This window comes from Pantoea sp. ABR1s (genome assembly GCF_057812235.1).
On record NZ_JBSZSY010000002.1, the window covers coordinates 1 to 25,657 of the forward strand.

20 protein-coding genes and 2 pseudogenes are annotated in these 25,657 nt (G+C 53.9%); 6 read left to right on the top strand and 16 right to left on the bottom strand.

What is annotated here, in order from left to right; translation table 11 throughout:
- Positions 1 to 867, top strand: coding sequence for a plasmid replication initiator RepA (repA, locus tag ACXKZD_RS19865; RefSeq protein WP_488982150.1), 867 nt, complete (start codon positions 1 to 3; stop codon positions 865 to 867).
- Positions 868 to 1,529: 662 nt separating this feature from the next.
- Complete coding sequence (locus tag ACXKZD_RS19870) at positions 1,530 to 1,682, top strand: hypothetical protein (protein WP_488982151.1); 153 nt, start codon at positions 1,530 to 1,532, stop codon at positions 1,680 to 1,682.
- Positions 1,683 to 1,851: 169 nt separating this feature from the next.
- Here the strand turns inward: ACXKZD_RS19870 and ACXKZD_RS19875 are convergent, their stop codons facing one another.
- The 6 genes and pseudogenes from ACXKZD_RS19875 to ACXKZD_RS19900 form a co-directional block, all read right to left on the bottom strand.
- On the bottom strand, positions 1,852 to 2,613 hold the full coding sequence (locus tag ACXKZD_RS19875) for an abortive infection family protein (RefSeq protein WP_488982152.1): 762 nt from the start codon (positions 2,611 to 2,613) through the stop codon (positions 1,852 to 1,854).
- A 186-nt stretch (positions 2,614 to 2,799) separates the two neighbouring features.
- Complete coding sequence (locus ACXKZD_RS19880; RefSeq protein ID WP_488982153.1) at positions 2,800 to 4,824, bottom strand: acyltransferase family protein; 2,025 nt, start codon at positions 4,822 to 4,824, stop codon at positions 2,800 to 2,802.
- 310 nt (positions 4,825 to 5,134) lie between these two features.
- Positions 5,135 to 6,031: pseudogene (gene umuC, locus ACXKZD_RS19885) on the bottom strand (translesion error-prone DNA polymerase V subunit UmuC); the annotation flags it as partial.
- Positions 6,032 to 6,137: 106 nt separating this feature from the next.
- The gene (locus tag ACXKZD_RS19890; protein ID WP_000480968.1) at positions 6,138 to 6,974 is read right to left on the bottom strand and encodes an aminoglycoside O-phosphotransferase APH(6)-Id; all 837 of its coding nucleotides are present in this window, start codon (positions 6,972 to 6,974) and stop codon (positions 6,138 to 6,140) included.
- Positions 6,974 to 7,777, bottom strand: coding sequence for an aminoglycoside O-phosphotransferase APH(3'')-Ib (gene aph(3'')-Ib, locus ACXKZD_RS19895; protein WP_001082319.1), 804 nt, complete (start codon positions 7,775 to 7,777; stop codon positions 6,974 to 6,976). The genes ACXKZD_RS19890 and aph(3'')-Ib overlap by 1 nt, the downstream gene beginning before the upstream one ends.
- Positions 7,778 to 7,842: 65 nt before the next feature.
- Positions 7,843 to 8,457, bottom strand: a complete 615-nt coding sequence (locus ACXKZD_RS19900) for a recombinase family protein (RefSeq protein ID WP_000904906.1) — start codon at positions 8,455 to 8,457, stop codon at positions 7,843 to 7,845.
- Positions 8,458 to 8,582: 125 nt separating this feature from the next.
- Here ACXKZD_RS19900 and ACXKZD_RS19905 point away from each other — a divergent pair, with 125 nt between their 5' ends.
- Positions 8,583 to 11,468 carry a Tn3 family transposase gene (locus tag ACXKZD_RS19905; protein WP_001138082.1) on the top strand — a complete coding sequence of 962 codons (2,886 nt, stop codon included), beginning with the start codon at positions 8,583 to 8,585 and terminating at the stop codon, positions 11,466 to 11,468.
- Between the two features lie 32 nt (positions 11,469 to 11,500).
- Here the strand turns inward: ACXKZD_RS19905 and ACXKZD_RS19910 are convergent.
- The 3 genes and pseudogenes from ACXKZD_RS19910 to umuD all read right to left on the bottom strand — a co-directional run.
- Positions 11,501 to 11,650, bottom strand: a pseudogene (locus ACXKZD_RS19910) (Y-family DNA polymerase); the annotation flags it as partial.
- 46 nt (positions 11,651 to 11,696) lie between these two features.
- Positions 11,697 to 12,971 (bottom strand): translesion error-prone DNA polymerase V subunit UmuC, encoded by a 1,275-nt coding sequence (gene umuC / locus ACXKZD_RS19915; RefSeq protein WP_064741215.1) that lies wholly within the window; start codon positions 12,969 to 12,971, stop codon positions 11,697 to 11,699.
- An 8-nt stretch (positions 12,972 to 12,979) separates the two neighbouring features.
- On the bottom strand, positions 12,980 to 13,429 hold the full coding sequence (gene umuD, locus ACXKZD_RS19920) for a translesion error-prone DNA polymerase V autoproteolytic subunit (protein WP_073991704.1): 450 nt from the start codon (positions 13,427 to 13,429) through the stop codon (positions 12,980 to 12,982).
- Positions 13,430 to 13,777: 348 nt separating this feature from the next.
- On the opposite strand from umuD, the gene ACXKZD_RS19925 reads away from it, so the two are divergent.
- Together ACXKZD_RS19925 and arsH are read left to right on the top strand one after the other, a co-directional pair.
- Positions 13,778 to 14,113: an ArsR/SmtB family transcription factor gene (locus ACXKZD_RS19925; protein ID WP_050680605.1), complete on the top strand. Its 336-nt coding sequence runs from the start codon at positions 13,778 to 13,780 to the stop codon at positions 14,111 to 14,113.
- A complete protein-coding gene (gene arsH / locus ACXKZD_RS19930) occupies positions 14,110 to 14,832 on the top strand; it encodes an arsenical resistance protein ArsH (RefSeq protein ID WP_050680606.1) in 723 nt (240 codons plus the stop codon). Before ACXKZD_RS19925 ends, arsH begins: the two co-directional genes overlap by 4 nt.
- A gap of 58 nt (positions 14,833 to 14,890) precedes the next feature.
- Here the strand turns inward: arsH and arsC are convergent, their stop codons facing one another.
- The 4 genes from arsC to cadR all read right to left on the bottom strand — a co-directional run bounded on the left by arsC (position 14,891) and on the right by cadR (position 17,823).
- Positions 14,891 to 15,319, bottom strand: coding sequence for a glutaredoxin-dependent arsenate reductase (gene arsC / locus ACXKZD_RS19935; protein ID WP_050680607.1), 429 nt, complete (start codon positions 15,317 to 15,319; stop codon positions 14,891 to 14,893).
- A gap of 49 nt (positions 15,320 to 15,368) precedes the next feature.
- Positions 15,369 to 16,652, bottom strand: coding sequence for an arsenic transporter (locus ACXKZD_RS19940; RefSeq protein WP_050680608.1), 1,284 nt, complete (start codon positions 16,650 to 16,652; stop codon positions 15,369 to 15,371).
- 96 nt (positions 16,653 to 16,748) lie between these two features.
- Positions 16,749 to 17,102: a metalloregulator ArsR/SmtB family transcription factor gene (locus ACXKZD_RS19945; RefSeq protein ID WP_006785991.1), complete on the bottom strand. Its 354-nt coding sequence runs from the start codon at positions 17,100 to 17,102 to the stop codon at positions 16,749 to 16,751.
- A gap of 262 nt (positions 17,103 to 17,364) precedes the next feature.
- Complete coding sequence (gene cadR, locus ACXKZD_RS19950) at positions 17,365 to 17,823, bottom strand: Cd(II)/Pb(II)-responsive transcriptional regulator (RefSeq protein ID WP_050680609.1); 459 nt, start codon at positions 17,821 to 17,823, stop codon at positions 17,365 to 17,367.
- Between the two features lie 319 nt (positions 17,824 to 18,142).
- Between cadR and ACXKZD_RS19955 the strand changes: the two genes are divergently transcribed.
- On the top strand, positions 18,143 to 20,533 hold the full coding sequence (locus tag ACXKZD_RS19955; RefSeq protein WP_236566396.1) for a heavy metal translocating P-type ATPase: 2,391 nt from the start codon (positions 18,143 to 18,145) through the stop codon (positions 20,531 to 20,533).
- A gap of 199 nt (positions 20,534 to 20,732) precedes the next feature.
- Here the strand turns inward: ACXKZD_RS19955 and silA are convergent, their stop codons facing one another.
- From silA to cusF, 3 genes are all read right to left on the bottom strand, one after another.
- Positions 20,733 to 23,879, bottom strand: coding sequence for a Cu(+)/Ag(+) efflux RND transporter permease subunit SilA (gene silA, locus ACXKZD_RS19960; RefSeq protein ID WP_050680611.1), 3,147 nt, complete (start codon positions 23,877 to 23,879; stop codon positions 20,733 to 20,735).
- A 10-nt stretch (positions 23,880 to 23,889) separates the two neighbouring features.
- Positions 23,890 to 25,182, bottom strand: a complete 1,293-nt coding sequence (locus tag ACXKZD_RS19965; protein ID WP_050680612.1) for an efflux RND transporter periplasmic adaptor subunit — start codon at positions 25,180 to 25,182, stop codon at positions 23,890 to 23,892.
- A gap of 113 nt (positions 25,183 to 25,295) precedes the next feature.
- Entirely contained in the window at positions 25,296 to 25,649 is a 354-nt protein-coding gene (gene cusF, locus ACXKZD_RS19970) for a cation efflux system protein CusF (RefSeq protein ID WP_039389861.1), read from the bottom strand.
- Positions 25,650 to 25,657: the final 8 nt, after the last annotated feature.

Consider the following 25,657-nt stretch of genomic DNA (forward strand, 5'->3'; position numbering starts at 1 on the left):
GTGAATAAGCAACTTACTGAAAAAACCTCATTTTACCGGCAGGTAAAGAATCCTAATCCGGAATTTATTCCAGAGAACGGAAAGAAAACCCTGCCGTTCTGCGAAAAAATCCGCGAGAAAGCGGCAGGCTTCACCCAGCGCATGGAGTTTCAGTCGCTGGTTGCCATGTCTATAGCCCGGGGGGAGCGCAAGCGCCGACCTCCGGAACTGCGCATGCGTGCACTGGAAGCCTCGCTGCAGGCTCTCTGCCATTATTTCAATCCGCTGGCCAATCGCGTAGGCGCCTCACTGACTACGATGAGTATTCGCTGCGGGCTGGCCACCGAGAAGAAACGCCTCTCGATCACCCGTTTCACCGGTGCCGTGCAGTTTATGGCCCAGCTGAAGCTCCTCACCTATAACACCGAATATGACAAAGAAATCGGCTGTAATATCCCTACCGATATCACTTTCACGCCGTTGATGTGGCAGGTGCTGGACGTCTCCGAGGAAGCCGTTGCGGCCGCACGCCGCAGCCGCATCGAGTGGGAAAATCGCCAGCGTGAAAAGAAGGGCTTACCGCGCGCCGACGCCGGTGAGCTCATCGGCGCCGCCTGGTCATTTGTCCGTGAGCGCTTCCGTGAGTATCAGAGGTCACGGCGTGAGCACGGCATGAAGCGCCACCGTGCACGCAAAGACGCACCGCGCACCCGTAAGGACATCGAGCAGCTGGTACGACTGCAGCTGCAAAAAGAAATCCGTAATGGCGCCTTTTTTGGCAGCCTCGATGCAGTCCGCACGGAGATAGAGCGCCGCGTCACGGAGCGCATGAAGCTTTCACGCGGACACTACACGCGACTCGGTGACGACCTGCTGGTCACAACCTGATGCGTCTCTGACGCCTTCCTTCTTAAACTGCTGGCGCACCCGCGCCGGATGACCCCTGCACGTAATCCGGCTTCAGAAGCCGGCACCTACGCCTTTCCGCCCCCCTTCACGTTATCCGGTTCGCGTCGGAGGCCCGATCACGCCTGCATAAAGCAATTTGCACAAACATTAATCACAACAGTCTCTTACCGGTAACCCAGAAACGAGACCGGGCGCACAAAATTCACCTGCGAGCAGGCCCGCAATCTGTAGTCCTCACTTATCCACATTAACTGCGAGAGGGTATGATATTTATCTTCTGACCGGACTGTCAGTTAACCGCTACCCGAACTTTTTACAAACCGCGATGATCCTTTTAAAAACCCGATCTCCTTTCTTTTAAACAACAGTTATTAGTTACCTTTAAAGATAAAACCTATTCAGCATCCGTCCTGTGGACAGATGAAAAATGCCCGCCCTCGCTGCGGACTGACGTCCGCGCCGGTTCGGATAAAACGCTTCGCGTTAGAAATAGCTCCCGTCGCAAGCGCCGGGCATTGTCCGTAGTTACAACAAACAATCAGCTGACTTCAGACTCACAGTGCTTATTTCAGCATCGAGTGGTACCCACCCTGAAAAGCGCCACCGCCCCGGCCGAAGGCCGGGATGGAGTCGCTTTAAGAATGGATGTTGTAATTAGAATAGGAGTTGCTGCTGATTTTATTACTGTGAGAATGGAGAACACGCTCGTAAGCGGCCCTCACGGCCCGCTAACGCGGAGATACGCCCCGACGGCGGCTACGCCTTGTCGTGACCACTCCGACCGCGCAAAATAGCTCCTGTGCGACTGATAACGGGTTTGGCTTTGCAGGGCGAAGGTATGGTTAGGCAGAACCTATCAAACCGGAACCGGCTTCGCCGGGCTATCGGCGCCATGTGGCCACTTTACCCTGGCTAACATAAGCTGGCGCCTTCATGCCGCTTACGCGGCATCAAAACAAGTGGTTAGCTCTTAGATAAATGCTGCCATGTTTGAATTAGAAAAACAGCCATACCTCCTGCAAGATTAACCGCCAGCAAGGCGTGCCTGTCAGATGGTTTTACCGGTTTTTTCCCTATGCCGTGAGCATCACCTAGTCTATTACGCAGAGTGCCGAGGCCATTAACAACAGACGAACAACCTTTAAGGATCTGTTTGAATATTTGCTCGCTATGCTGCTCTGGTGCGAGCTTCAATTCTTTCGCAGTCAGCTTATAGAGCTCGCTCATGTCCAGGTTACGTTCATACGTAATACTCAAGTCATCCAAGATATGCTTGCAGACTGTTTCTATAAGAGTACGGGCTGCAGTTATAGCCCCCTCTGGATCAGAGCTTCTGCGGTCGAGCGCCTTAGTCCATGCTTCATTCACACCTTTCTCATCATAACTTCTCAGACCGTCGGTTATGTGAAAATCTGAAGGATTGGCCCCTAAGCCTTCAAAGTAATCAAATAGGGGAGAAAACTCATGAGTGATAAAATTTTCTCTTTCTCTGTAGGATGGATACTTGGGCTGGATAAAAGCCCAGAATTGTTTAAGAGTTCTGCACTCCCTTACAAAGGCCGGGAGCAGGGGCTTTATTGCCATATTTTGGAAAAAAAAGGAGCGAAGCGCCATGTAGTCTGTACTGTCTTCTCTATGACCTCCCCGCGCCACTTCTATGAGAAGATTTTCAAGGTGTCTTCCCTTTTCCTCGTCAGATTCAAACTCATTTAAAAAATCGCCCATATCCCCCTCCTTTGCTTATTGTCTCGGACCTGTAATGTCAATTCTCGGCCTTGTTTAATTATATTGTTTCGGATAAATATATTTCGGCATTAATAAAATAAAAAGACGCTGTCAGTTCTTAGCCGTAAGTTATAGGTGATAAAACGCAGGAAAAGACTTGATAAGGGCCTCAGAGAGGCCCTTTTTTTACTGAAGAGGATTGCTAAACTTCTGAATGTATTCCTGACCAAATTTATAGGATGCAAAGTCATTCAGATGACCAACGTCACGGTAGATTGGGGTCCCGTCCAGTGCTGTAACACAATAGTTGTTTTCACACTGTACTTTTTTTGGGTCAATCACGATCAGGGTCGGAAACTCTTTCTGAAGCTGGCCGAACAGCGGCAGCGTCCATTCTTTTTCAGGACTCTGTGGGTTCTGGTTGTCGCATTCTTCCTGGCGATACGGTTCCCTGAAGATCACGTGGTGACGGATACATTGCTGATAATTAACGGGCATGGGGGCCACGGTCCTTATGATCACCGGTCGTGCTCCTGATGCGACTATCGCGTTTAAGGCCTGCCGAATGGCTCTGCTGAATCGCTCCTTAGTTAGTGCATCTGAACGTTCATCACCTGAATGGTTAATGAGATGAGGACCACTTACATACCATTCCCAGACCTGACCCAGAATGACGTAATCATAATGATTTTTAGCGATCAGCTCATAATATTTAGCCGTGTTTTCATGGCACTTATCAAAGGTCTGGTTCCGGAATGACCACCAGTCATAGAGGTATGTATCCGGGAGTGCTAAACACAGCGCTGTACTTAACGCAGTCATGCGAATATGAGCGTCCTGAGCGAGCACATCGAAGAATCCCCAGAAATGGTTTGAGTGAGAATCGCCAATCAGCAGGGCTGTCTTCTGACCTTTAAGATCCCCGAACATGCATTTATCTGCATTCTGAGATCCATCCAGACAGTCTGGCCGGTGTCCGGCCTGAGCTAACCCAGCACTAATACTTTGAGCCACGTGGCCGTATTCAGCACCGAATCGTCCAGGCATGCCGTCGCGGTTCTCAGCATATTTGAACGCAGAGTTGAAGATAACGATCGGGACGATGATCAACAGGGGAATCGTATATTTCAGAGACCAGCGTAACCGTCGGCATGGCTGTTCCACGAAGTAATAGCTAATCAGCGATAGCAGTACCGTCAGAATCAGGCACAAAAGAAGCGTGGAGCCAGCCAGGTTGTAACCCAGGTAACGAGTTATGGCCAGAACGGGCCAGTGCCAGAGATATAACGAATAAGATATCCTGCCCGTGAATGCGACGGGTGAAAGGCTTAGTAACTTAGATGCAATGCTGTTCCTGTACGTTCCGGTAAACATGAGTAAGGCTGAAGCAGTGACAACCAGCAATGCATAGAGATTTGGATAGAACCCGATAACGTCAGGGTGAATCGCAATATAAAGCAACACGGCAAGCGATAAAATGCCTGTACTGTTTGAGACAGCTGAAGGGACCGAGCGAACGTAGCGCGTCAGAAAAAATGCAGCCCCGCCCACCATGAATTCGAATATACGGGTAAGCAGTGAGTAATAGGCTGCATCGGCCTCTCGGCTGGCCATAATCAGCGCCAGAGCAGCTGCCAGCGGCGTCAGGATAAACCACACTGCAGCAAGTGCATTTGCCGGGTTACTGATCACCTTCTGAATCGACTTAAGACGTAAGATGGCACCTGACAGTAAAATGCCCAGCGGGAGAAATAGATACCACTGCCACTCAATTGCCAGAGACCAGGTATGGAGTAAAGGGAACAGATCGGCTGCAGGAGAAGCATACGCAGCACTCTGACGTGCAAAGAACTGATTTGAAAGCAGTAAAGCGTTGTAGTAACTACTGTGCAGGTATGCCAGAAAATCATCAGGCAGATACAAATAGAACGTTGCTATAAGCGTAGCCAGGGACATCGTGATAAAAGCAGGCTGTATACGCCAGAGACGGTGCACGAAGAAGTTCGCCAGACTGAAGGTGTTTTTTTCTCTTTGCTTTACGATAATTCCGGTAATCAAAAAACCGGAAATTGCAAAAAAGATATCGACCCCTATGAAACCGGAAGCTATCTGGTTAATCCCGGCATGAAAAAGTATGACAAGAACAACAGCCAGTGCTCTAAGGCCATCAATGTCCTTTCGGTAGGTCTCTTTGAAGCTTTTATTTGACATAAAACGGACTATGTAAGGAGAATGAAAGGGTGCAGTATATTATTTGTAAAGGAGAAAAAGAAGCTAAGATGCTTTAATAAGGTGATTTTATTTATTCGTTTTTCATCTAATTTTCGAATAATAACTCTTTGTTAGCGGTAAGGCGGTATTGAATATAATTCAGGTGGAACACTGCTTAATAAATTTTTTGCAATTTTTTATTGTGATGATTTATTAATTTATTTTAATGTTAGTTGTCAACCATAATAGTAACGGTGAAAACTTATTTAATTTACTCCTCCTGTAATAAGGCGCATTCGACCTGGCAAAGTCAGTGAATACGGGCTACAGGTATATCTTTCCAACAAGTAGTGTAGGAGGGGGATAACATATCCCGTTTCATTTGCCATGCCTGATTTACGCCTTTTCCAGCAAACCATATCTGCCCTAATCCCGTAGTATTTATGCTGTCGATGATTTTCATCAGTGCTTCGCTATTCTCCCGGGGCTGTTCGTCAGAAAAAAGATTCAGCTGCGCCACACCTGTGGGAAAAAAATCACCCAGCATAATTCCTGCTTTGGCATAACGATGCCCATCAATCCAAATACGATCCAGCGCTTTCATGGCTGCAGCGATGATGTCCCGTGTATCCCGCGTAGGCAGCAACAGTTTCTCGCTGGCCACATTACCGTAATAAACTTCACCTTCTACAAAGGGGGAAGTCTTGATAAAAACGCCTATATGACGCGTGAACTGCCTTTCCTGACGTAGTTTTTCACCTGCCCGCTGAGCGTACTGGCAGATCGCCTGCCGCATAGACTCATAGTCCGTAATTCGTGATCCGAAACTGCGGCTTACCACGATCTGCTGCTTCGTAGGTGGTGCTTCTTCCAGGTCAATGCAGGATTCGCCGTTGAGTTCACGAACGGTACGTTCAAGGACCACGCTGAAATTTTTACGGATGAAAGCCGGATGTGTCCGCGCAAGATCCAGCGCAGTTGCTATGCCCAATGCATTCAGTTTCTTAGACAATCGGCGGCCTACCCCCCACAGCTCCTCGACGGGCTGCAGGCTGAGCAGTTTTAGGGTACGTGTCGGATTGCTGGTTGTCAGCGCCAGAACCCCTCCGAATTGCGGCCACTCTTTTGAAGCCGATTGAGCCGATTTGGCCAGTGTCTTCGTAGGGCCCATACCGACACCTATTGTTAGGCCCGTATAGGCCTTGACGGGGTCGTTTGCGGGAGAGGGCGAAATCCTACGCTAAGGCTTTGGCCAACGATATTCTCCGGTAAGATTGATGTGTTCCCAGGGGATAGGAGAAGTCGCTTGATATCTAGTATGACGTCTGTCGCACCTGCTTGATCGCGGCCGCGATAGCTAGATCGCGTTGCTCCTCTTCTCCATCCGCGTTCCAAGCTGCGGAAAGGCACCCATAAGCGTACGCCTGGTCGAGCAGGCGACGCGGATCGACGTCCAGCGCACGAGAGAATGCGTCCGCCATCTGTGCAATGCGTCTAGGATCGAGACAAAGGTCGTCTCTGTCAGCCGGATCGTAGAACATATTGGCGGCGCCAAAGCCCACTTCACCGACCAGACCGACGGGATCTATCACCAGCCAGCCGCGACTGGAGAACATGATGTTTTCATGATGCAGATCGCCATGTAGCCCACGCAGTTCCGAGGCATTGCTCATCATTTGATCGGCTATAATCGCCGCGTGGACGTAGTCAGTTTGACAACCTGCGTTTTGATCATCGCGCGCCCGCTGAAACAAAGCTGCAAAGCGATCCCGGATCGGGAGAAGGGCAGAAGGCAGGGGTTCCTCAGATGCGGCATACAGCTTCGCCATTAGTTCCGCTGCAATTTCGGTCGCCTGGTAGTCGCCGTGCTCGGCAACGATGTGAGAGAGCATTCGCTCCCCGGCATATTCGAGCAACATCAGATTGTTCTCACGACCGAGCAACCGGACTGCTCCCCTCCCATTGCGCCATACCAGATAGTCGGCCCCGCGCAGTTCATCAGCAATGTCTTCTATAGGTTTCAATCCCTTGACGATTGCAGGAGTCCCGTCTGGCAATGAAACTTTCCAAACGAGGCTGGAAAAGGTGTCCGCAATGAGAACAGGTTGCGAAACGTGCCAATGAGCAGGAAAAACAGGCGGCATGAACATCAACCCCAAGTCAGAGGGTCCAATCGCAGATAGAAGGCAAGGCGTTCGCGGTCGGGGGCTTCGATCCCCAATACATTGAATAGGACAGCGAAGGCGCGCTCTGCTTCATCTGGCGCTGCCCAGTTCTCTTCGGCGTTAGCAATCATGAGTGCCAAATCGGCATAGCGATCTGCTGTTCCGAGCCGCCCAAGGTCGATCAGACCCGTGCATTGAAGAGTTTTAGGGTCCACCATGAAGTTCGGCATGCAGGGATCACCATGGCAAACAACCATATCGGTGCGCTCTTGGTCGAGCCGCACCGGTAGCTCTCGTTCGACACGAGCCAAAAGATCGAGCTGCGGCGTACTCTTGTCCTCGTCCGGTAAGAAGTCGGGATTGACGGCATTGCGGGACACCACATCAACGGCGCGTCCGAACATTCGCGACAGCCTGCGCTCAAACGGACATTGATCAACCGATAGGCTGTGAACAGCGCCAAGTTGCTGCCCCATTGACGGCCACGCTTTGAGCAAATCCGCTCCAGACAGATCAGCCGCCGGTACTCCCGGAATTGCCGTTATCACCAAGCATGCACCCTCCTGTTCCTCCTGCCAGTTGATCACCTCGGGGCAAGCCACACCTCGACCTTTGAGCCAAATGAGGCGGTCACGCTCTCCAGCGAGCTCACCGCGGCGGGAAGCAGGTGCGATTTTCGCGAAGGCATGCCCGTCACCACGTCGAAAAACAAAATCACCAGATTCTCCGCCTCTGACAGGCAACCAGTCAGAATGCGATTCACCAAAAAAAATATTAGTTCGATTCAATGGAGGTTCCTTCAGTTTTCTGATGAAGCGCGGAGGTGGCTCAACCTGCGAAAAGAAACGAGTTGCTACGTAAGTCCGAGAACATGCTTTCCATGGTCTCTGAGCTCGCCTTTGGGACCGACATATCGGTAGAGAGTGACGCGCTCGATGCCGAGTTCCTTGCAGAGATCGGAAACTGAAGTATCGCGCTGGGCCATGGCGGCTTGCGCGAGACGCACCTGAGCTTTGGTGAGCGCGAATTTTCGTCCGCCCTTGCGACCGCGCGCTCTCGCGGAGGCGAGACCCGCCATGGTGCGCTCTCGGATCAGATCCCGCTCGAACTCGGCCAAGGTGGCGAAGATTCCGAACACCATGCGACCGGACGCAGTCGTGGTGTCGATCTGAGCGCCCTTTCCAGTCAGAACCCGCAGGCCGATCTTGCGGTCTGACAGCTCCTTCACCGTGTTGACCAGATGGGCAAGCGATCGTCCGAGGCGATCGAGCTTCCAGACCACCAGCACATCGCCGTCACGCAATGACTTGAGGCAGGCAGTCAAGCCAGGGCGATCATCACGACCGCCGGAAGCAAGATCATCATAGATATTGTCCCGTTCGACACCTGCGGCGCGCAAGGCGTCGTGCTGCAGGTCGAGAGACTGCGAGCCATCGGCTTTGGAGACGCGGGCATATCCGATCAGCATGTATCACAAACGTTGGTTTGAGGCGGCGCTTCGGCCACGATTGCATTGACCTCTGGAAATGTATCTCAACCAGCTTCATAAACAAAGCGTCTTGAACGCTATCAGATTTTGAAAAAGGAACATGTATGCCGCGTCGCGTCACTCTAACCGATCGGCAGAAAGACGCGCTGTTGCGCTTGCCGACTTCACAGACGGATTTGCTCAAGCACTATACGCTGAGTGATGAAGACCTTGGGCATATCAGGCTGCGTCGGCGCGCTCACAACAGGTTCGGCTTCGCCCTGCAATTGTGTGTCCTGCGCTATCCCGGCCGGGTGCTGGCTCCAGGCGAACTGATCCCTGCAGAGGTCATCGAATTTATCGGAGCGCAGCTTGGCCTGGGTGCCGACGATCTCGTAGACTATGCTGCCCGCGAGGAAACACGGCACGAGCATCTTGCCGAGTTACGGGGGCTCTACGGCTTCCGCACCTTCTCCGGACGTGGTGCGAGCGAGCTGAAGGAATGGTTGTTCCGAGAAGCCGAGATGGCGGTGTCGAACGAGGATATCGCCCGTCGCTTCGTAGCCGAGTGCCGACGCACCCGCACTGTCCTTCCCGCGACATCCACGATCGAGCGGCTTTGTGCCGCGGCTCTCGTCGATGCCGAGCGACGCATCGAGACGAGGATCGCCAGTCGGCTGCCTATGTCGATCCGAGAACAGTTGCTGGCATTGCTCGAGGAGACGGCTGATGATCGGGTGACCCGTTTTGTGTGGCTGCGCCAGTTCGAGCCTGGCTCGAACTCTTCGTCGGCCAACCGGCTGCTCGACCGGCTCGAATATCTGCAACGCATCGATCTCCCCGAGGATCTGCTTGCCGGCGTTCCTGCCCATCGGGTGACTCGTCTGCGCAGGCAGGGTGAACGGTATTATGCCGACGGCATGCGCGATCTCCCGGAGGACAGGCGGCTTGCGATCTTGGCTGTTTGCGTCTCGGAATGGCAGGCGATGTTGGCCGACGCAGTGGTCGAAACCCACGACCGGATCGTCGGCCGTCTCTACCGTGCTTCGGAGCGTATTTGCCATGCAAAGGTCGCAGACGAAGCGGGGGTGGTGCGTGACACCCTGAAATCCTTCGCCGAGATCGGGGGCGCCCTGGTCGATGCACAGGATGATGGCCAGCCGCTGGGCGATGTCATCGCGAGTGGGTCAGGGTGGGACGGCTTAAAAACCCTTGTTGCAATGGCAACCAGGCTGACCGCCACCATGGCCGACGATCCGCTCAATCATGTGCTCGACGGTTATCACCGCTTCCGCCGATACGCTCCACGCATGTTGCGCCTGCTCGATCTGCGAGCTGCGCCCGTTGCACTGCCGCTTCTGGAAGCGGTGACGGCCCTTCGTACCGGTTTGAACGATGCCGCGATGACCAGCTTCTTGCGGCCCAGCTCGAAATGGCATCGCCACCTTCGGGCCCAGAGGGCTGGCGACGCTCGCCTATGGGAGATCGCGGTGCTGTTCCATCTGCGCGATGCGTTCCGCTCCGGAGATGTCTGGCTTACTAGGTCCCGGCGCTATGGCGATCTGAAACACGCACTCGTTCCGGCACAATCCATCGCGGAAGGCGGTCGTCTCGCTGTGCCATTGCGGCCGGAGGAATGGCTGGCAGACCGGCAAGCTCGCCTCGACATGCGGTTGCGCGAGCTTGGCCGTGCCGCTCGCGCAGGCACGATCCCGGGCGGGTCGATTGAAAACGGCGTTCTGCATATCGAGAAACTCGAAGCCGCCGCGCCGACAGGCGCCGAAGATCTGGTGCTCGATCTCTACAAGCAGATCCCGCCCACGCGCATCACCGATCTCCTGCTGGAGGTGGATGCGGCGACCGGCTTCACCGAAGCGTTCACCCATCTGCGCACAGGAGCACCCTGCGCTGACCGGATCGGGCTAATGAACGTTATCTTGGCGGAAGGGATCAACCTCGGCTTGCGCAAAATGGCGGATGCGACAAACACCCACACCTTCTGGGAATTGATCCGCATTGGACGGTGGCATGTCGAGGGCGAAGCCTATGACCGGGCGCTGGCCATGGTGGTCGAGGCACAGGCAGCGTTACCCATGGCCCGGTTCTGGGGCATGGGCACGTCGGCTTCGAGCGACGGACAGTTCTTCGTCGCTACAGAGCAAGGTGAGGCCATGAACCTGGTCAACGCGAAATATGGCAATACCCCGGGCCTGAAAGCCTATAGCCACGTCTCCGACCAATATGCGCCGTTCGCAACCCAGGTGATTCCTGCAACGGCAAGCGAAGCGCCTTACATCCTCGATGGCCTGCTGATGAACGATGCTGGACGCCATATCCGCGAGCAGTTCACCGACACGGGCGGCTTCACCGATCACGTCTTTGCCGCATGTGCCATTCTCGGCTACCGGTTCGCTCCGCGCATCCGCGACCTGCCATCCAAACGGCTCTACGCGTTCAATCCGTCGGCCGCCCCGGCGCACCTGCGAGCGTTGATCGGCGGAAAGGTCAACCAAGCCATGATCGAGCGCAATTGGCCCGACATCCTGCGCATCGCCGCCACCATTGCTGCCGGGACCGTCGCGCCAAGCCAGATTCTGCGGAAACTCGCCTCCTATCCGCGGCAGAACGAGCTCGCGACAGCCCTGCGGGAAGTCGGTCGCGTCGAGCGCACCCTGTTCATGATCGACTGGATTCTGGATGCCGAACTCCAACGGCGTGCCCAGATCGGGCTCAACAAAGGCGAAGCTCATCATGCGCTGAAGCGGGCAATCAGCTTCCACCGCCGCGGTGAAATCCGCGACCGTTCCGCCGAAGGCCAGCATTACCGCATCGCCGGCATGAATCTGCTCGCCGCCATCATCATCTTCTGGAACACCATGAAGCTCGGCGAGGTCGTTGCAAACCAGAAACGCGATGGAAAGCTGCTATCGCCCGATCTCTTGGCCCATGTTTCGCCGCTCGGATGGGAACACATCAATCTCACCGGAGAATATCGCTGGCCAAAGCCTTAGCGTAGGATTCCGCCCCCTCCCGCAAACGACCCCTTGACCTGAGTTCGCAGCTGGCGCCCGAAATCTTCAAATCCCATGCAGTGATCAATCCCTCGGATGTCCAGAAACATCTCATCGATAGAGTACTGTTCCACGCGTGGTGCCAGCGCTTCGAGGACAGCCATGACGCGCTGCGACATAGAATGATTTATGTGGAATACAGTTTCAACTGCTTAATTAATAATCGTCTCAGAGCACACGTGCTTTAGGAATGTCTGACCAGCGCGTGGTCCAGGCAGGGCTAAGCATTTCACGCTTCATTTTCCACTCAGTGTTAATTCCCTGTCCGGCAAACCACACATTTCCCAGTCCTGACTGATTAATGCCGTCCAGTACCTTCATCAGCTGTGCGCTTTTAGCCCGTGGCCGATTATCGTCAAACAGATTTAGCTGGCTTACGCCGTTCGGCGTAAAGTTATCAAGCATGATGCCTGCTTTCATGTATCTGCGACCCTCAAGCCAGATACAATCGAGCGACCGCATCGCAGACTCAATGATGTCCCGCGTATCCTGTGTTGGTAGTGTCAGCTTCTCTCCGGCGCTGTTTCCGTAAAACACCTCACCGCTGGCGTGTGGCGACGTCCGGATAAACACGCCGATGTTGCGGCAGTACTGACGTTCCCCTCGCAGCTTTTCCGCTGCGCGTGCAGCGTACTGACACAGCGCCTGCTGCATGGCTGTTTTTGTTGTAATGCGCTCCCCGAAGCTGCGACTGCAGACTATCTGCTGTTTTGCCGGCGGCAGTTCTTCCAGCGGAATACATGACTCACCGTTCAGCTCGCGTACGGTGCGTTCCAGTACCACGGAAAAGTTATCGCGAATGAACTTTGGACGCGCGCGTGACAGCTGCAGGGCGGTTTCGATGCCCATCAGGCTGAGTCGCTTACCGATTCGCCGTCCCACACCCCATATTTCCTCAACGGGCTGGTTAGCTAGCAGAGTTTCGGTACGTTTCGGATTACCCGGCGTCAGCGCCAGCACGCCGCGAAACTGCTTCCACTCCTTACTCGCCCACTGGGCCGATTTTGCCAGCGTTTTAGTGGGCCCCATGCCGACACCGACGGTAAGACCCGTTGTGGTAAATACATGCGCGCGCAGGCGACGACCAAAAGCTTCGAAGTCCTCACAGCCGTTAATACCGGTAAGATCCAGAAACATCTCATCGATGCTGTACTGTTCGACGCGTGGTGTTATGTCCTCAAGCGCGGTCATTACTCTCTGGCTGAGACTGTGATAAAGCGCATAGTTTGAGCTGAACACGTGTACCTTTTCCGGATAGTGCTGTGTTTTTATCTGGAACCACGGTGCACCCATTTTTATGCCCAGTGCTTTTGCGCCATCAGAGCGCGCAATAACGCAGCCATCGTTATTACTAAGTACGACTACTGGCCTGCCACGCAGGTCCGGGCGGAAAAGCGTCTCACAGCTGGCATAGAAAGAATTGACGTCAGCCAGTCCGAACATGGGCATAATTATCTCCGACGTGCACGTGTACTGTTAAAGAACCAGGTGACAACGCCGAGCAGCTGGAGCTCTTCCGGATAGATGGCGGCGTAAGCAGGGTTCATGGGCAGCAGTGCCACCCGTGGGATCAGCTGCAGGCGCTTAACTGTGAACTCACCTCCAACCTCGGCGATGACGATGTCGCCGTGCGTGGGTGGCTCTGCGCGATCGACCACCATAACATCACCGTCATAAAGCCCCAGCTCCTGCATGCTGTTGCCACTGGCCCGTACGAAGAATGTGGACGCCCGTCTGCGAATACAGAGCTCATTCAGGTCCAGCTCTTTCTCTACATAATCCTGAGCAGGGGAGGGAAAACCAGCTGAGCAGGGATCTGCGTACAGCGGCACCTTTACCGTTGGGGTAAAAATCGGCGGCCATAACAGCGTCAGGCCCTGAGCGCAACTGACCGCTTTCATAACGCGGCGTCCCGGACGTGCTGCCGAGTACGGATTAAGAAAAAAAATGTAAAGCGCATAAAAATCCTCCTTTAAATTATACTGTTTATATGAACAGTATTATTGAGCCTGAAATTTCTGGCAAGAGGAAGCGAAACGGTTATGGCTAAAGCTGTTGTCAGATCGCTGAAATTTTACCGAAATTCTGAGCTATGGCCTTTTTATATGCGCTGCCACTGCAGCCGGGTCAACAGGGTATAAAAGGCTTTCCTTTTGAGTGCAGCCCTTTTATGGCAATAAGAGGCTTGACCATTCAGTAAGCTTTAAATTATATTTCCATTATTCTGGAAATATAGATTTGGTGATGGCATGGACATACAAAATGCTGCTAATGCTCTCAGGGAACTGGGACACGTGACGCGACTGGGAGTTTACCGTGAACTGGTGAAAGCCGGGCCTGAAGGACTGCCCGTGGGTGACATCCAGAAAAGACTGGCTATTCCTGCCTCCACGCTCAGCCATCATCTTTCTGCGCTGATGTCCGCTGGCCTCATAAGTCAGGAACGTCAGAGCCGAACCCTGTTCTGCAGGCCCTGTTATTCGCAGCTTGAGCAGCTGATGGCTTTTCTGACTGAAGAGTGCTGCGCCGGCGGCAGCGACTGCAGCCTGTTCACCGCTATTACCCTTAAAGAGACTCCATTGTGAATAACGTGAATGATGCCCTGAACAATATCGATCCGACGCTCCTGGATGCACCGCTGACGGAAGAAAAGCTGAAGGCAGCAGAGGTGGCACACCCGCCCCGCATCCTGATGCTCTACGGCTCGCTGCGTGAGCGCTCTTACAGCCGTCTCGCCACGGAGGAGGCCGCCCGGCTGCTGATGGCCATGGGCGCGGAAGTTAAAATATTCAATCCGTCCGGCCTGCCGCTGCCGGATGACGCCCCGGAGACGCACCCGAAGGTTGCAGAGCTCCGCGAGCTGGTACTCTGGTCAGAAGGCATGGTCTGGTGCTCGCCGGAGCGTCACGGTGCCATGACCGGCATCATGAAGACGCAGATTGACTGGATACCGCTGACGTCCGGTGCGGTCCGGCCGTCACAGGGAAAAACCCTTGCAGTGATGCAGGTCAGCGGCGGCTCACAGTCCTTCAACGCCGTAAATCAGATGCGCATTCTCGGGCGCTGGATGCGCATGATCACTATCCCGAACCAGTCATCCGTGGCGAAAGCCTGGGCCGAGTTTGATGAGGACGGCCGCATGAAGCCTTCTTCGTATTACGACCGCATCGTGGACGTCATGGAGGAACTGATGAAGTTCACCCTGCTGACGCGCGGGCGAAGCAACTGCCTGACCGACCGCTACAGTGAAAGGAAAGAGAGTGCCGCTCAGCTCTCAGAGCGGGTCAACCAGCGCAGCATATAAAAAAGCCGGCAGATGCCGGCTTTTTTCACACTCGTTATGTCTGCAGCCTGGTGAAAAATCAGTGGCTGACGCGGTGACCGTGCTCATCAATGACCACTTCGCCATCCTCTTTGGTAAACGCTCCCTGCTGCGGATCTGGCAGAATGTCGAGAACCGCTTCGGACGGACGGCAGAGCTTCGTTCCGAGCGGCGTCACCACCACCGGGCGATTAATAAGGATCGGATGAGCCAGCATGGCATCGAGCAGTTCGTTATCGCTGAAGCGGTCTTCTGCAAGGCCGAGCTGCTCGTACGGTTCGGTATTCTTGCGCAGCAGGGCGCGTAAGCTGATGCCCATGTCCGCAATCAGCTTCTTCAGCTCGTCGCGTGACGGCGGTGTTTCCAGATACAGAATAACCTTGGGTTCGGTGCCGCTGTTGCGGATAAGCGCCAGGGTGTTGCGGGACGTCCCGCACGCCGGGTTGTGATAAATGGTGATGTCAGTCATAAGCGGTACTCCGTAAAGGCGCTGCACAGTCGCAACACCGGGGTTAAGGTTAAACAGACAGGCGCAGGGCCAGCGCGGTCAGCGTCACAAAAAGTACCGGCAGGGTCATCACGATGCCCACGCGGAAGTAGTAGCTCCAGCTGACAGTAATGTTTTTTTGCGCCAGTACGTGCAGCCACAGCAGGGTAGCGAGGCTGCCGATGGGGGTGATCTTCGGGCCGAGGTCGCAGCCGATGATGTTGGCGTAAATCATCGCTTCCTTCACCACGCCCTGTGCGGTGCTGCCGTCAATCGAAAGCGCACCAACGAGCACGGTAGGCATGTTGTTCATGACTGATGAAAGCGCCGCCGTCAGAAAGCCGGTGCCGAGCGTTGCGCCCCAGACACCATGCTCTGCAAACCGGTTCAGGGCGGCAGAAAGGTAATCAGTTAGCCCGGCATTGCGTAGTCCGTATACCACCAGGTACATGCCCAGCGAGAAGATAACGATCTGCCAGGGCGCACCTTTCAGTACCTTTCCGGTATCAATCACATTGCCTTTCCGGGCTACCAGCCAGAGAATAAACGCCGCCACCGCGGCCACAAGGCTGACCGGCACGCCGAGTGGTTCGAGGGCAAAGAAGCCGATCAGCAGCAGGATGAGAACAATCCAGCCGGTTTTAAAGGTACGCGCATCGCGAATGGCCTCACGCGGCGCCTTCAGCTTCGCCAGGTCGTAAGTGGCCGGGATGTCCCTGCGGAAAAACAGGTGCAGCATCACCAGCGTGGCGGCCACGGACGCGATATTCACCGGCACCATCACCGAGGCATACTCGCTGAAACCCAGTTTAAAGAAGTCTGCCGTGACAATGTTCACCAGGTTCGACACGATGAGCGGCAGGCTGGAGGTATCAGCGATGAAGCCTGCCGCCATCACAAACGCCAGCGTGGCGCCCGGGCTGAAGCCCAGCGCCAGCAGCATGGCGATAACGATCGGCGTCAGAATAAGCGCTGCCCCGTCATTGGCGAACAGGGCGGCTACCGCCGCACCCAGCAGAACGATATACGTGAACAGCAACCGGCCCCTGCCGCCGCCCCAGCGTGAAACGTGCAGCGCGGCCCACTCAAAAAAGCCGGACTCATCAAGCAGCAGGCTGATAATGATGACCGCAATAAACGTGGCCGTGGCGTTCCAGACAATCTGCCAGACTACAGGAATGTCCCCGATGTGTACCACGCCGGTCAGCAGCGCCAGTGCGGCGCCGATAACGGCACTCCAGCCAATGCTGAGCCCTTTCGGCTGCCAGATCACCAGTATCAGGGTCAGGATAAAAATCGCACCCGCCAGAAACATACTCTCTCCTTCTTAATTATACCTGCCCGTTAAAGCGGGCTGCTAAGTGTACCCTGTAAATATATTCGTTTAATCGAATGTGTTTAGATAAAATTTTTACATGCAGACAGCTTTGCCGTTGGTGGTTGCGTTATCACGCTCAGCCTGCTGACTGAGATGAAGAATTTCATCCCGCTGACACAGATATGCCTGCTCAATGACCGCTGCTGCCCACGCAGGCATGTGTGGCGATAACCGGTAATGGATCCACTTGCCGTCGCGCCTGTCGATAAGCAGTCCACTCTCTCTGAGCAGGGCCAGGTGCCGCGATATTTTTGGCTGTGTTTCTTTCAGGATAGATACAAGCTCGCAGACGCAGAGCTCCCCTTTTTCGCGCAACAACAGCACCAGGCTGAGCCGGGTTTCGTCAGAAAGATTCTTAAAAAGTTGCAGGGGCAGAAGTGACGGCATAATTTCTCCTTCGTGGCGGACAGCAACAAGTCTCGTCTTCTGCAGACGAAAGGTCAATTTTATATTGATAAATTCATATATGTTGTGACGTGCTTACAGGCTTTTCTGTACAGCTTAATGAGGGAATAGCGGTTAAACGATGTCACACAGATTTTAACGGCAGCATACTTTCAGCAACCTGAATGGCCGGGCATGACGAAGTAACATCACAAAAAAAGCCTGTTGCTTTAGTGAACCGTTCTACTTACAGCAGAAAGCAGCATCAGCAAGAGTGGCTTCCGGCCAGATGACCTGCAGTGATAACCGGCACGATATCCTCAGGCTCTTCTGCCTGCTCCAGTTCGCGCAGAATACCGCAGTCCCGTGTTGCCCGGTTGGCATTGCAGTGGCTCCGGAGCTCAAACAGTTGCTTTTCCAGCATATTCAGTTCACGAATACGGGCCTGAACGTGGTTCAGATGTTCATTTATCAGGGCATTAACCTTACCGCAGTCTGCGTCAGGCTGGCTTCGCGCCTGCAGCAGCACCCGGATTTCTTCATGGGTCATATCCAGCGCCCGACAGCGCCGGATAAACATAAGCCTTTCGAGATGTGCGCTGTCGTAATGGCGGTAGTTATTAGTCTGGTCCCGCAATGCGGCCTGCAAAAGCCCCTCTCGCTCATAATAACGTACCGTCTCTACAGGACATCCCGCCTGGCGGGCCAGTTCACCAATTTTCATATCACACCTCTTCTGAGCTTGACCCTGTAGTTACATCAGGGTCTTTAATGCCAGTATACGTTATGAACGGGATAAAAAAATGAGTGACTGCTGCAGTAATAAAAAATGTGGATCAGCCGCAACCGTAGAGGAGGCGTCTGTTAAAAATACCGCAACTGCCCCGACTGAGGCTTCCGGGAAGATGCCACCAAAAACGACTGAGACCACACCGGCTTGTTGCAGCACCGGGAGCTGCTGCTCAACGGACGGCCTGAGCCAGGTGTCCGAACTGGTTGCAGAGCATCCCCGCAACGATGACGTTCAGACGCGTCTGCGCATCATGCAGATGGACTGTCCGACGGAGGAGGCGCTCCTCCGAAAAAAACTGGCAAAACTACCTGCCGTCAGCAATCTTGAATTCAATCTGATTCAGAGGGTGCTCACCGTGACCCATACGCCGCAGGCGCTGGAACCGGTTCTGCAGGCGGTGCGCTCGCTGGGTTTTGACCCGGAACCGATTGATAAAGCAATGCAGCCTGAAGGCAACTGCTGTTCAGCCCGTGAGGCGGAAAGTACCGGCGGTTCTTGCTGCGCGCCTGCCCCTATCACATTCGGTGAGCTGCAGACCCAGCTGGTGACCGCTGAAGGGGTGCGTACCAGTATCAGGATCATGCAGATGGACTGCCCGGTTGAAGAGGGCATGATTCGCAAAAAGCTGGACGGCATGTCAGTCGTCAAGGAGCTGGATTTCAATCTTATGCAGCGCGTACTGACGGTAGTTCACGCACCGAATGCGCTGGAGCCTGTTCTGGCCGCCATTCGTTCGCTGGGCTTTGAACCTGAACTTCCTGACAGCAATGGCCGTCACGCGGTTACTGAGGAAAAGAAAAAACCCTGGTGGCCGCTCGCGTTTGCCGGTGTGGCGGCAATCGCCGCCGAAGCCATGCATTGGGCGGGCATGCCGGAATGGCTGGAAGCGGCTCTTGCTCTTGCTGCCGTTGCGGCCTGTGGCCTGTCCACGTACAAAAAAGGCTGGATTGCTCTTCGCAACGGCAACCTGAACATCAACGCCCTGATGAGTATTGCCGTCACCGGGGCGCTGGCGCTCGGACAGTGGCCTGAAGCCGCCATGGTAATGGTACTGTTCACGGTTGCGGAACTGATTGAAGCGAAGTCTCTTGATCGCGCCCGCAATGCCATTGGCTCTCTGATGAAGCTGACGCCTGAAACCGCCACGGTTCAGCAACCAGACGGCTCCTGGAAAGAAACTGAGGCCAGGTCTGTATCCCTTAACAGCGTGGTCAGGGTAAAGCCGGGCGAGCGTATCGCCCTCGACGGCACGGTGGTCCGGGGCAGGACTGCCATTAATCAGGCACCTATTACCGGCGAAAGTCTGCCGGTGGATAAAGGGGAAGGTGACCCGGTCTTCGCCGGGACGGTCAACGGCTCCGGTGGCTTTGAGTACCGGGTAACGGCCGCTGCCGGAAATACCACGCTGGCGCGTATCATTCATGCCGTGGAGGAAGCGCAGGGGGCAAAAGCCCCTACGCAGCGCTTTGTTGACCGCTTTGCACAAATTTATACCCCTTTGGTGTTTGCTATTGCCGTCGCAGTTGCCGTTCTCCCGCCACTGATTGCAGGTGAAAGCTGGCAGGAGTGGATTTACAAGGCGCTGGTTATGCTGGTTATTGCCTGCCCTTGTGCGCTCGTCATTTCCACGCCAGTGACCATTGTCAGCGGCCTGACGGCAGCAGCTCGCCGGGGGATATTTATCAAGGGCGGCGTTTATCTTGAAGAGGGCCGAAAGCTGAAGTGGCTGGCGCTCGACAAGACCGGCACCCTGACGCACGGTAAGCCGGTACAGACGGATGCGATTATCTATACCGGGGTGGCAGAAGAGGAGGGGCGCAAGCTGGCTGTGAGCCTGGCAGGTTACTCCGATCATCCGGTTTCGCAGGCTGTATCGGCGGCATCAGATGGCATTCAGCGTTATGAAGTGGAAAACTTTGAGGCGCTGCCAGGCCGCGGCGTGCGTGGCGTCATCAACGGTGAAACCTACAGTCTGGGCAATCTGAGGCTGGCTGAAGAAACGGTGCGCTGCCCGGAAGCGGTCAGGGCTGCATTAATGGAACTGGAGAACGTCGGTAAAACGGTCATCATGCTCTGTGACACTCATCAGGTGCTTGGGCTGTTTGCGGTGGCTGATACGGTGAAGGAAAGCAGCCGCGAGGCGATAAGTCAGTTGCATAGTCTGGGCGTCAAAACGCTCATGTTGACCGGAGACAATGCGCACACGGCGCAGGCCATTGCCGGTCAGGTTGGTATTGATGAGGCGCGGGGGGATCAACTGCCGGAAGATAAACTGCGTGCTGTAGAAACATTTACGGCGCAGGGCACGACCGGCATGGTAGGCGACGGCATCAATGATGCACCGGCGCTGGCCCGCGCCGATATCGGCTTTGCCATGGGTGCAATGGGCACGGATACCGCCATCGAGACGGCCGATGTGGCCCTCATGGATGACGATTTGCGTAAAATTCCGGCTTTTGTCCGACTCTCCCGGCAGACGTATAACATTCTGGTTCAGAATATCGTTATGGCTATTGGGATCAAGGCAGTATTCCTGGCCCTGACCATTGCCGGTATGGGGACCATGTGGATGGCCGTATTCGCGGATGTGGGGGCAAGCCTGCTTGTCGTGGCAAACGGTCTGCGCCTGTTGCGTAATTAGCAGGGCTGCTGCCTATCGGATTAGGGCGGGCAGTTACAGGAGATGTAGTTGGCTTATATTGTCTGCGTTATGCTACCAAGGTAGGCTCTGAAAAAGAGAGGGACAGCATCACTGACACCGCTCTTTTCATAATGGCTATAGTGCAGTTTTGATACCTATCCTGATATAAAGGCCCTCTCTGACAGAGGGCCTTTTGATATCATAATATCCTTGCTTTATGCCTACGCAGCCAGATTAATTTGTAGGCAGCAGGAATAATGAACAGTGATAGAAGCGGAGCTGTGATCATCCCCCCAATCATGGGTGCTGCAATCCGACTCATGACTTCTGAGCCTGCTCCCGTTCCCCAGAGAATGGGTAGCAGACCCGCAATGATCACTGCCACGGTCATGGCTTTTGGCCGGACACGCAGAACTGCACCATGGTAGAGGGCTTCATCAAGACTTTCAGATGTGAATGTCTCTCGGTGGGACAATTCCGGGTGTGCTTCAATGGCATGACGCAGATACATCAGCATGACCACTCCAAATTCTGCCGCCACCCCAGCCAGGGCGATAAATCCGGTTCCGGTCGCCACAGACATGTGGAAGTCCTGCCAGTAGAGGAACCATATTCCCCCGACCAGGGCAAACGGAAGACTCATCAGGATCAGCAGGGCTTCATCAGCCCGGCGGAAGGCGAGGTATAACAGAATGAAAATGATCATCACCGTCATCGGTACCATCAGTTTCAGTTTCTTGTTGGCGTGCTCAAGTAACTCAAATTGACCGGAGAATGACACACTGGTACCCGGTCTAAGTTTCACTTTCTTGCTGATGGCCGTCTTAATATCGTTTACCACCGAAACCATATCCCTGCCGCGCGCATCAATATAAATCCAGCTGGCAGGCCGGGCATTTTCTGTTTTCAGCATGGTTGGTCCGGAAACGACCCTAACGTCAGTTACATCCCCCAGCGTGATTTGCTGCTTCATCGGTGTCAGAATCGGCATCTGTTTCAGCGCCTGCGGACTGTTCCGGTAATCCTGCGGGTAACGGATATTAATCGGATACCGGGCCACGCCCTCAACCGTTTCCCCCACCGTCGCGCCGCCGATGGCTGAGGAGACGAACAGCTGGACATCACCCACCGTCATCCCGTAGCGGGAGGCTTTTTCACGGTTAATATCGATGCCAATGTAGCGCCCACCCTCCAGTCGCTCAGCCAGAGCAGATACCACTCCCGGCACGGTTTTGGCTACCGCCTCAATGCTCTGCGCCGTTGCATCGATATCGGACAGAACAGTACCTGACACCTTGATACCTATCGGACTTTTGATCCCGGTTGAGAGCATATCAATACGGTTACGGATGGGGGGCACCCAGAGGTTAGCCAGTCCGGGTAAACGGACCGTTTTATCGAGTTCGTCAATAATCTTGTCAATCGTCATGCCGGGCCGCCACTGATCCTCTGGTTTGAGCTGGATCGTGGTTTCCATCATTTCGAGCGGCGCGGAATCCGTCGCGGTCTCGGCCTTCCCGGTCTTGCCAAAAACAGAAGCTACTTCAGGTACGGTTTTGATGAGCTTATCCGTGGTCTGTAAGATCGCAGCGGCCTCTGCCGGCGATACGCCCGGCAATGTTGAGGGCATATACAACAGGTCGCCCTCGTTTATCTTCGGCAGAAACTCGCCGCCCACCTGACTCAGGGGCCAGATAACCGTGAAGATGGATAAGGTCGCAACCAGCAGGGTTGTTTTTGGCCAGTGAAGTACCCGCAGCAGCAAAGGATGATACGCTTTAATCAGCAGCCGGTTCAGAGGATTGCTGGTCTCGGCAGGAATCTTCCCCCGGATCCAGAATCCCATCAGAATCGGGATGACGATGATGGCCAGCGCGGCCGCGCCCGCCATGGAGTAGGTTTTCGTAAAGGCCAGTGGACCAAAGAGACGACCTTCCTGTCCTTCCAGGGTAAAAATAGGAATAAAGGACAGGGTAATGATCAGCAGACTGATAAACAGCGCAGGCCCCACTTCAACGGAGGCATCGGTGATAACCTTCCAGCGGGTTGCGTTGTCAATCTGCTCATCCGGATGCTGATGATCCCACTCTTCCAGCCGTTTATGCGCATTTTCAATCATCACGATGGCGGCATCCACCATCGCCCCTACCGCAATGGCGATCCCTCCCAGCGACATTATATTGGCGTTCAGCCCCTGGAAATGCATGACAATAAAGGCGATACACAGACCAAGGGGCAGAGAAATAATCGCCACCAGGGCAGAACGAACATGCCACAGAAACAGGGCGCAGACGATGGCTACCACGATAAACTCTTCCAGGAGTTTGTAGCTGAGGTTGTCAATGGCCCGGTCAATTAACTGGCTGCGATCGTAGGTAGTCACAATATCAACGCCCTCAGGCAAACTTGCCTTCAGGGTCTCCAGTTTATCTTTCACTGCAGTGATAACGTCGCGCGCATTTTTACCCGACCGCAGGATCACGACGCCGCCGGCGACTTCTCCCTGACCGTTAAGCTCTGCTATACCACGCCGCATTTCAGGCCCGGTCTGCACGCGGGCCACGTCCCGCAGATAAATCGGTACACCGTTTTCTCCGGTTTTCAGGACGATGTTATTGAAATCGTCTATGGACTGGAGGTAACCGCTGGCCCGGACCATGTACTCCGCTTCGGCGATTTCAACGGATGAGCCACCGGCTTCCTGGTTAGATGACTCAAGGGCCTGTTTTACTTCAGGCAGGCTGATGCCGTACTGGGTCTGTTTCTCCGGGTTAACCTGAATTTGGTACTGCTTGACCACGCCGCCTACTGATGCAACTTCCGCGACGTTAGGGATAGTTTTCAGTTCAAATTTCAGGAACCAGTCCTGCAGGGAGCGCAGTTCGGAAAGGTCATGTTTTCCGCTGTGATCAACCAGAGCATATTCAAATATCCAACCCACACCTGTGGCATCAGGCCCGATTTCCGAGCTTACACCGGCAGGCAGTTTCCGCTGAACCTGATTAAGGTATTCCAGCACACGTGAGCGGGCCCAGTACAGATCGGTCCCGTCCTCAAAAATGACATACACATAGGAATCGCCGAACTGGGAAAAACCGCGCACGGTCTTGGCACCGGGTACCGACAGCATGGTGGTCGTGAGCGGATATGTAACCTGGTTTTCAACAATCTGCGGAGCCTGACCAGGATAGCTGGTCTTGATAATTACCTGTACATCGGACAGATCGGGTAGCGCATCCACAGGGGTGTTGATGATAGTCCAGGTGCCCCAGACACTAAGAAACAGAGCGGCCATCATAACGAGGAAACGGTTGGCAACCGATCGCCGTATAATCCATTCAATCATCATCGTCTCCTCAATGACCGGAATGTGTATTTGCAGACGGAGCGGACATTGGCGGCATTGTGCCGTCCGTTGTTTCCGGATGACGCATACGTTCCAGTGCGCCCGTAATGTTGGCTTCGGAGTCAATCAGGAACATGCCGCTGACTACCACCATATCGCCTTCATTGAGGCCGGTGCCGATACCGGACTGTTGCTGAGATTCGTGGAGAACGTGGACCTTTTTTGGCACAAACCGACCTTCTGCATCGACAGTGATCACGCGCTGTTCTTTACCGGTGTCAATAACGGCCTGCGACGGGATCAGCAACATTTCCTGGCTCCGGGTATTCAGTTTCAGATAGGCATTCATGCCCGGTTTAAGACGTTCGTCCTTGTTTGATACCTGCAGACGTACCTGCAGGGTCCGGGTGGTTTGATCGACGCTGGGAAGAATGTTCCATTTTTCTACATGGAACGATTTATCCGGATAGGCCGGTACTGAAATTTCAAATTGAGAGGTGTCTTTCAGGAGATAGGCGATGGATTCGGGTACTGCCGCACTGATCCAGACCGGATCCATCCCCTGAATCTGTGCCACCACTTTATCTTTTGAGATATTCATACCAGTGCGCAGGTCAAACGCCGTAATGACACCATCTATCGGTGCCTTAATGGTAAACCGGGTCTGAATACTCCGGGTTGACCGCAGTTTCTGGATATCCTTTTCCGGCATTCCGGCCAGACGAAGTCGTTCAAGCACACCTTTAATTTGCGTTGGTGTCCCTCCGGTGCCAGATAACAGTAGAAACTCACTTTGTGCTTCCACCCATTCCGGAATGGTAATATCGATAAGCGGTGTACCTTCCTTCACATGATCGCCAATCGTCAGGGGATACACTTTTTCGACGAAACCGTCAGAGCGAGCCTGCACAATGACAAACTGATACTCGTTGTAACTAACATTGGCCGGTATTGTCTGAGAATAATTCAGCATTCCGCGTGTGACTTTTTGCGTTTTTAATCCCAGGTTCTGAACCAGCGTTGGATCAATACGGATCCCATCGCTGATTTTCTCGCCGCTTTCATCTGCATATTTTGGCACCAGGTCCATGTCCATAAAGGGTGATTTTCCGGGTTTATCAAATTTCGTATCCGGTTTCATCGGGTCATACCAGAAAAGTATCTTTCGCTCCGGTGCCTTTAGTTCCGTTTGTACTGTTTTTTGTTCCGGGTTTACATACTGCAAGGCAGTAACCGATATCAGCCCTCCTGCTATCAGGCTGCTGATAATTATTGCAGCATATTTTATCTTTAAAGAAGCCATACAATTTCTCGCTGAAAAATCAAAACACCTGACATATGCGCCTGATCATTAATTCACAGAAATCTCTTTTTAAATGTTCAGGCACACTGGATGTATTCGCTCCGGGCTGACAGTCAGGATTGCGTAACGTTAATGCTTTTGAGTAAGGAGATATTTCCCTGCTGAATAAACGAGAAATCAACGTGGTTACCGGTTTTCAGCGCATTAATGGTGTCGTCTGCATTCATAAAGGTGAAGCGCATGGTCATTGCAGGCCAGCCCACCTCAGGGATAGCTTCGTGCGAAATGGTGATTTTTTTACTGTTCATATCAATGTCTTTAACGACACCGTTGCTATTAATAATTTGCTGTGACGAAGCATCACTGGCAGCATTCATATCGCCATGGTGATGTATTTCAGCATGAAGACCGGCAGAAAACATGACAGAGAAGGCGCCCAATAAAACGGCTTTAAGTGAATTACGCATTTTTTATT

Coding starts and splice junctions, on each gene's coding strand:
- ACXKZD_RS19870 (WP_488982151.1), top strand. CDS start 1,530: ATGGATGTTGTAATTAGAATAGGAGTTGCTGCTGATTTTATTACTGTG.
- ACXKZD_RS19875 (WP_488982152.1), bottom strand. CDS start 2,613: ATGGGCGATTTTTTAAATGAGTTTGAATCTGACGAGGAAAAGGGAAGA.
- ACXKZD_RS19880 (WP_488982153.1), bottom strand. CDS start 4,824: ATGTCAAATAAAAGCTTCAAAGAGACCTACCGAAAGGACATTGATGGC.
- ACXKZD_RS19890 (WP_000480968.1), bottom strand. CDS start 6,974: ATGTTCATGCCGCCTGTTTTTCCTGCTCATTGGCACGTTTCGCAACCT.
- ACXKZD_RS19900 (WP_000904906.1), bottom strand. CDS start 8,457: ATGCTGATCGGATATGCCCGCGTCTCCAAAGCCGATGGCTCGCAGTCT.
- ACXKZD_RS19905 (WP_001138082.1), top strand. CDS start 8,583: ATGCCGCGTCGCGTCACTCTAACCGATCGGCAGAAAGACGCGCTGTTG.
- umuC (WP_064741215.1), bottom strand. CDS start 12,971: ATGTTCGGACTGGCTGACGTCAATTCTTTCTATGCCAGCTGTGAGACG.
- umuD (WP_073991704.1), bottom strand. CDS start 13,429: ATGAAAGCGGTCAGTTGCGCTCAGGGCCTGACGCTGTTATGGCCGCCG.
- ACXKZD_RS19925 (WP_050680605.1), top strand. CDS start 13,778: ATGGACATACAAAATGCTGCTAATGCTCTCAGGGAACTGGGACACGTG.
- arsC (WP_050680607.1), bottom strand. CDS start 15,319: ATGACTGACATCACCATTTATCACAACCCGGCGTGCGGGACGTCCCGC.
- ACXKZD_RS19940 (WP_050680608.1), bottom strand. CDS start 16,652: ATGTTTCTGGCGGGTGCGATTTTTATCCTGACCCTGATACTGGTGATC.
- ACXKZD_RS19945 (WP_006785991.1), bottom strand. CDS start 17,102: ATGCCGTCACTTCTGCCCCTGCAACTTTTTAAGAATCTTTCTGACGAA.
- cadR (WP_050680609.1), bottom strand. CDS start 17,823: ATGAAAATTGGTGAACTGGCCCGCCAGGCGGGATGTCCTGTAGAGACG.
- ACXKZD_RS19955 (WP_236566396.1), top strand. CDS start 18,143: ATGCAGATGGACTGTCCGACGGAGGAGGCGCTCCTCCGAAAAAAACTG.
- silA (WP_050680611.1), bottom strand. CDS start 23,879: ATGATTGAATGGATTATACGGCGATCGGTTGCCAACCGTTTCCTCGTT.
- ACXKZD_RS19965 (WP_050680612.1), bottom strand. CDS start 25,182: ATGGCTTCTTTAAAGATAAAATATGCTGCAATAATTATCAGCAGCCTG.
- cusF (WP_039389861.1), bottom strand. CDS start 25,649: ATGCGTAATTCACTTAAAGCCGTTTTATTGGGCGCCTTCTCTGTCATG.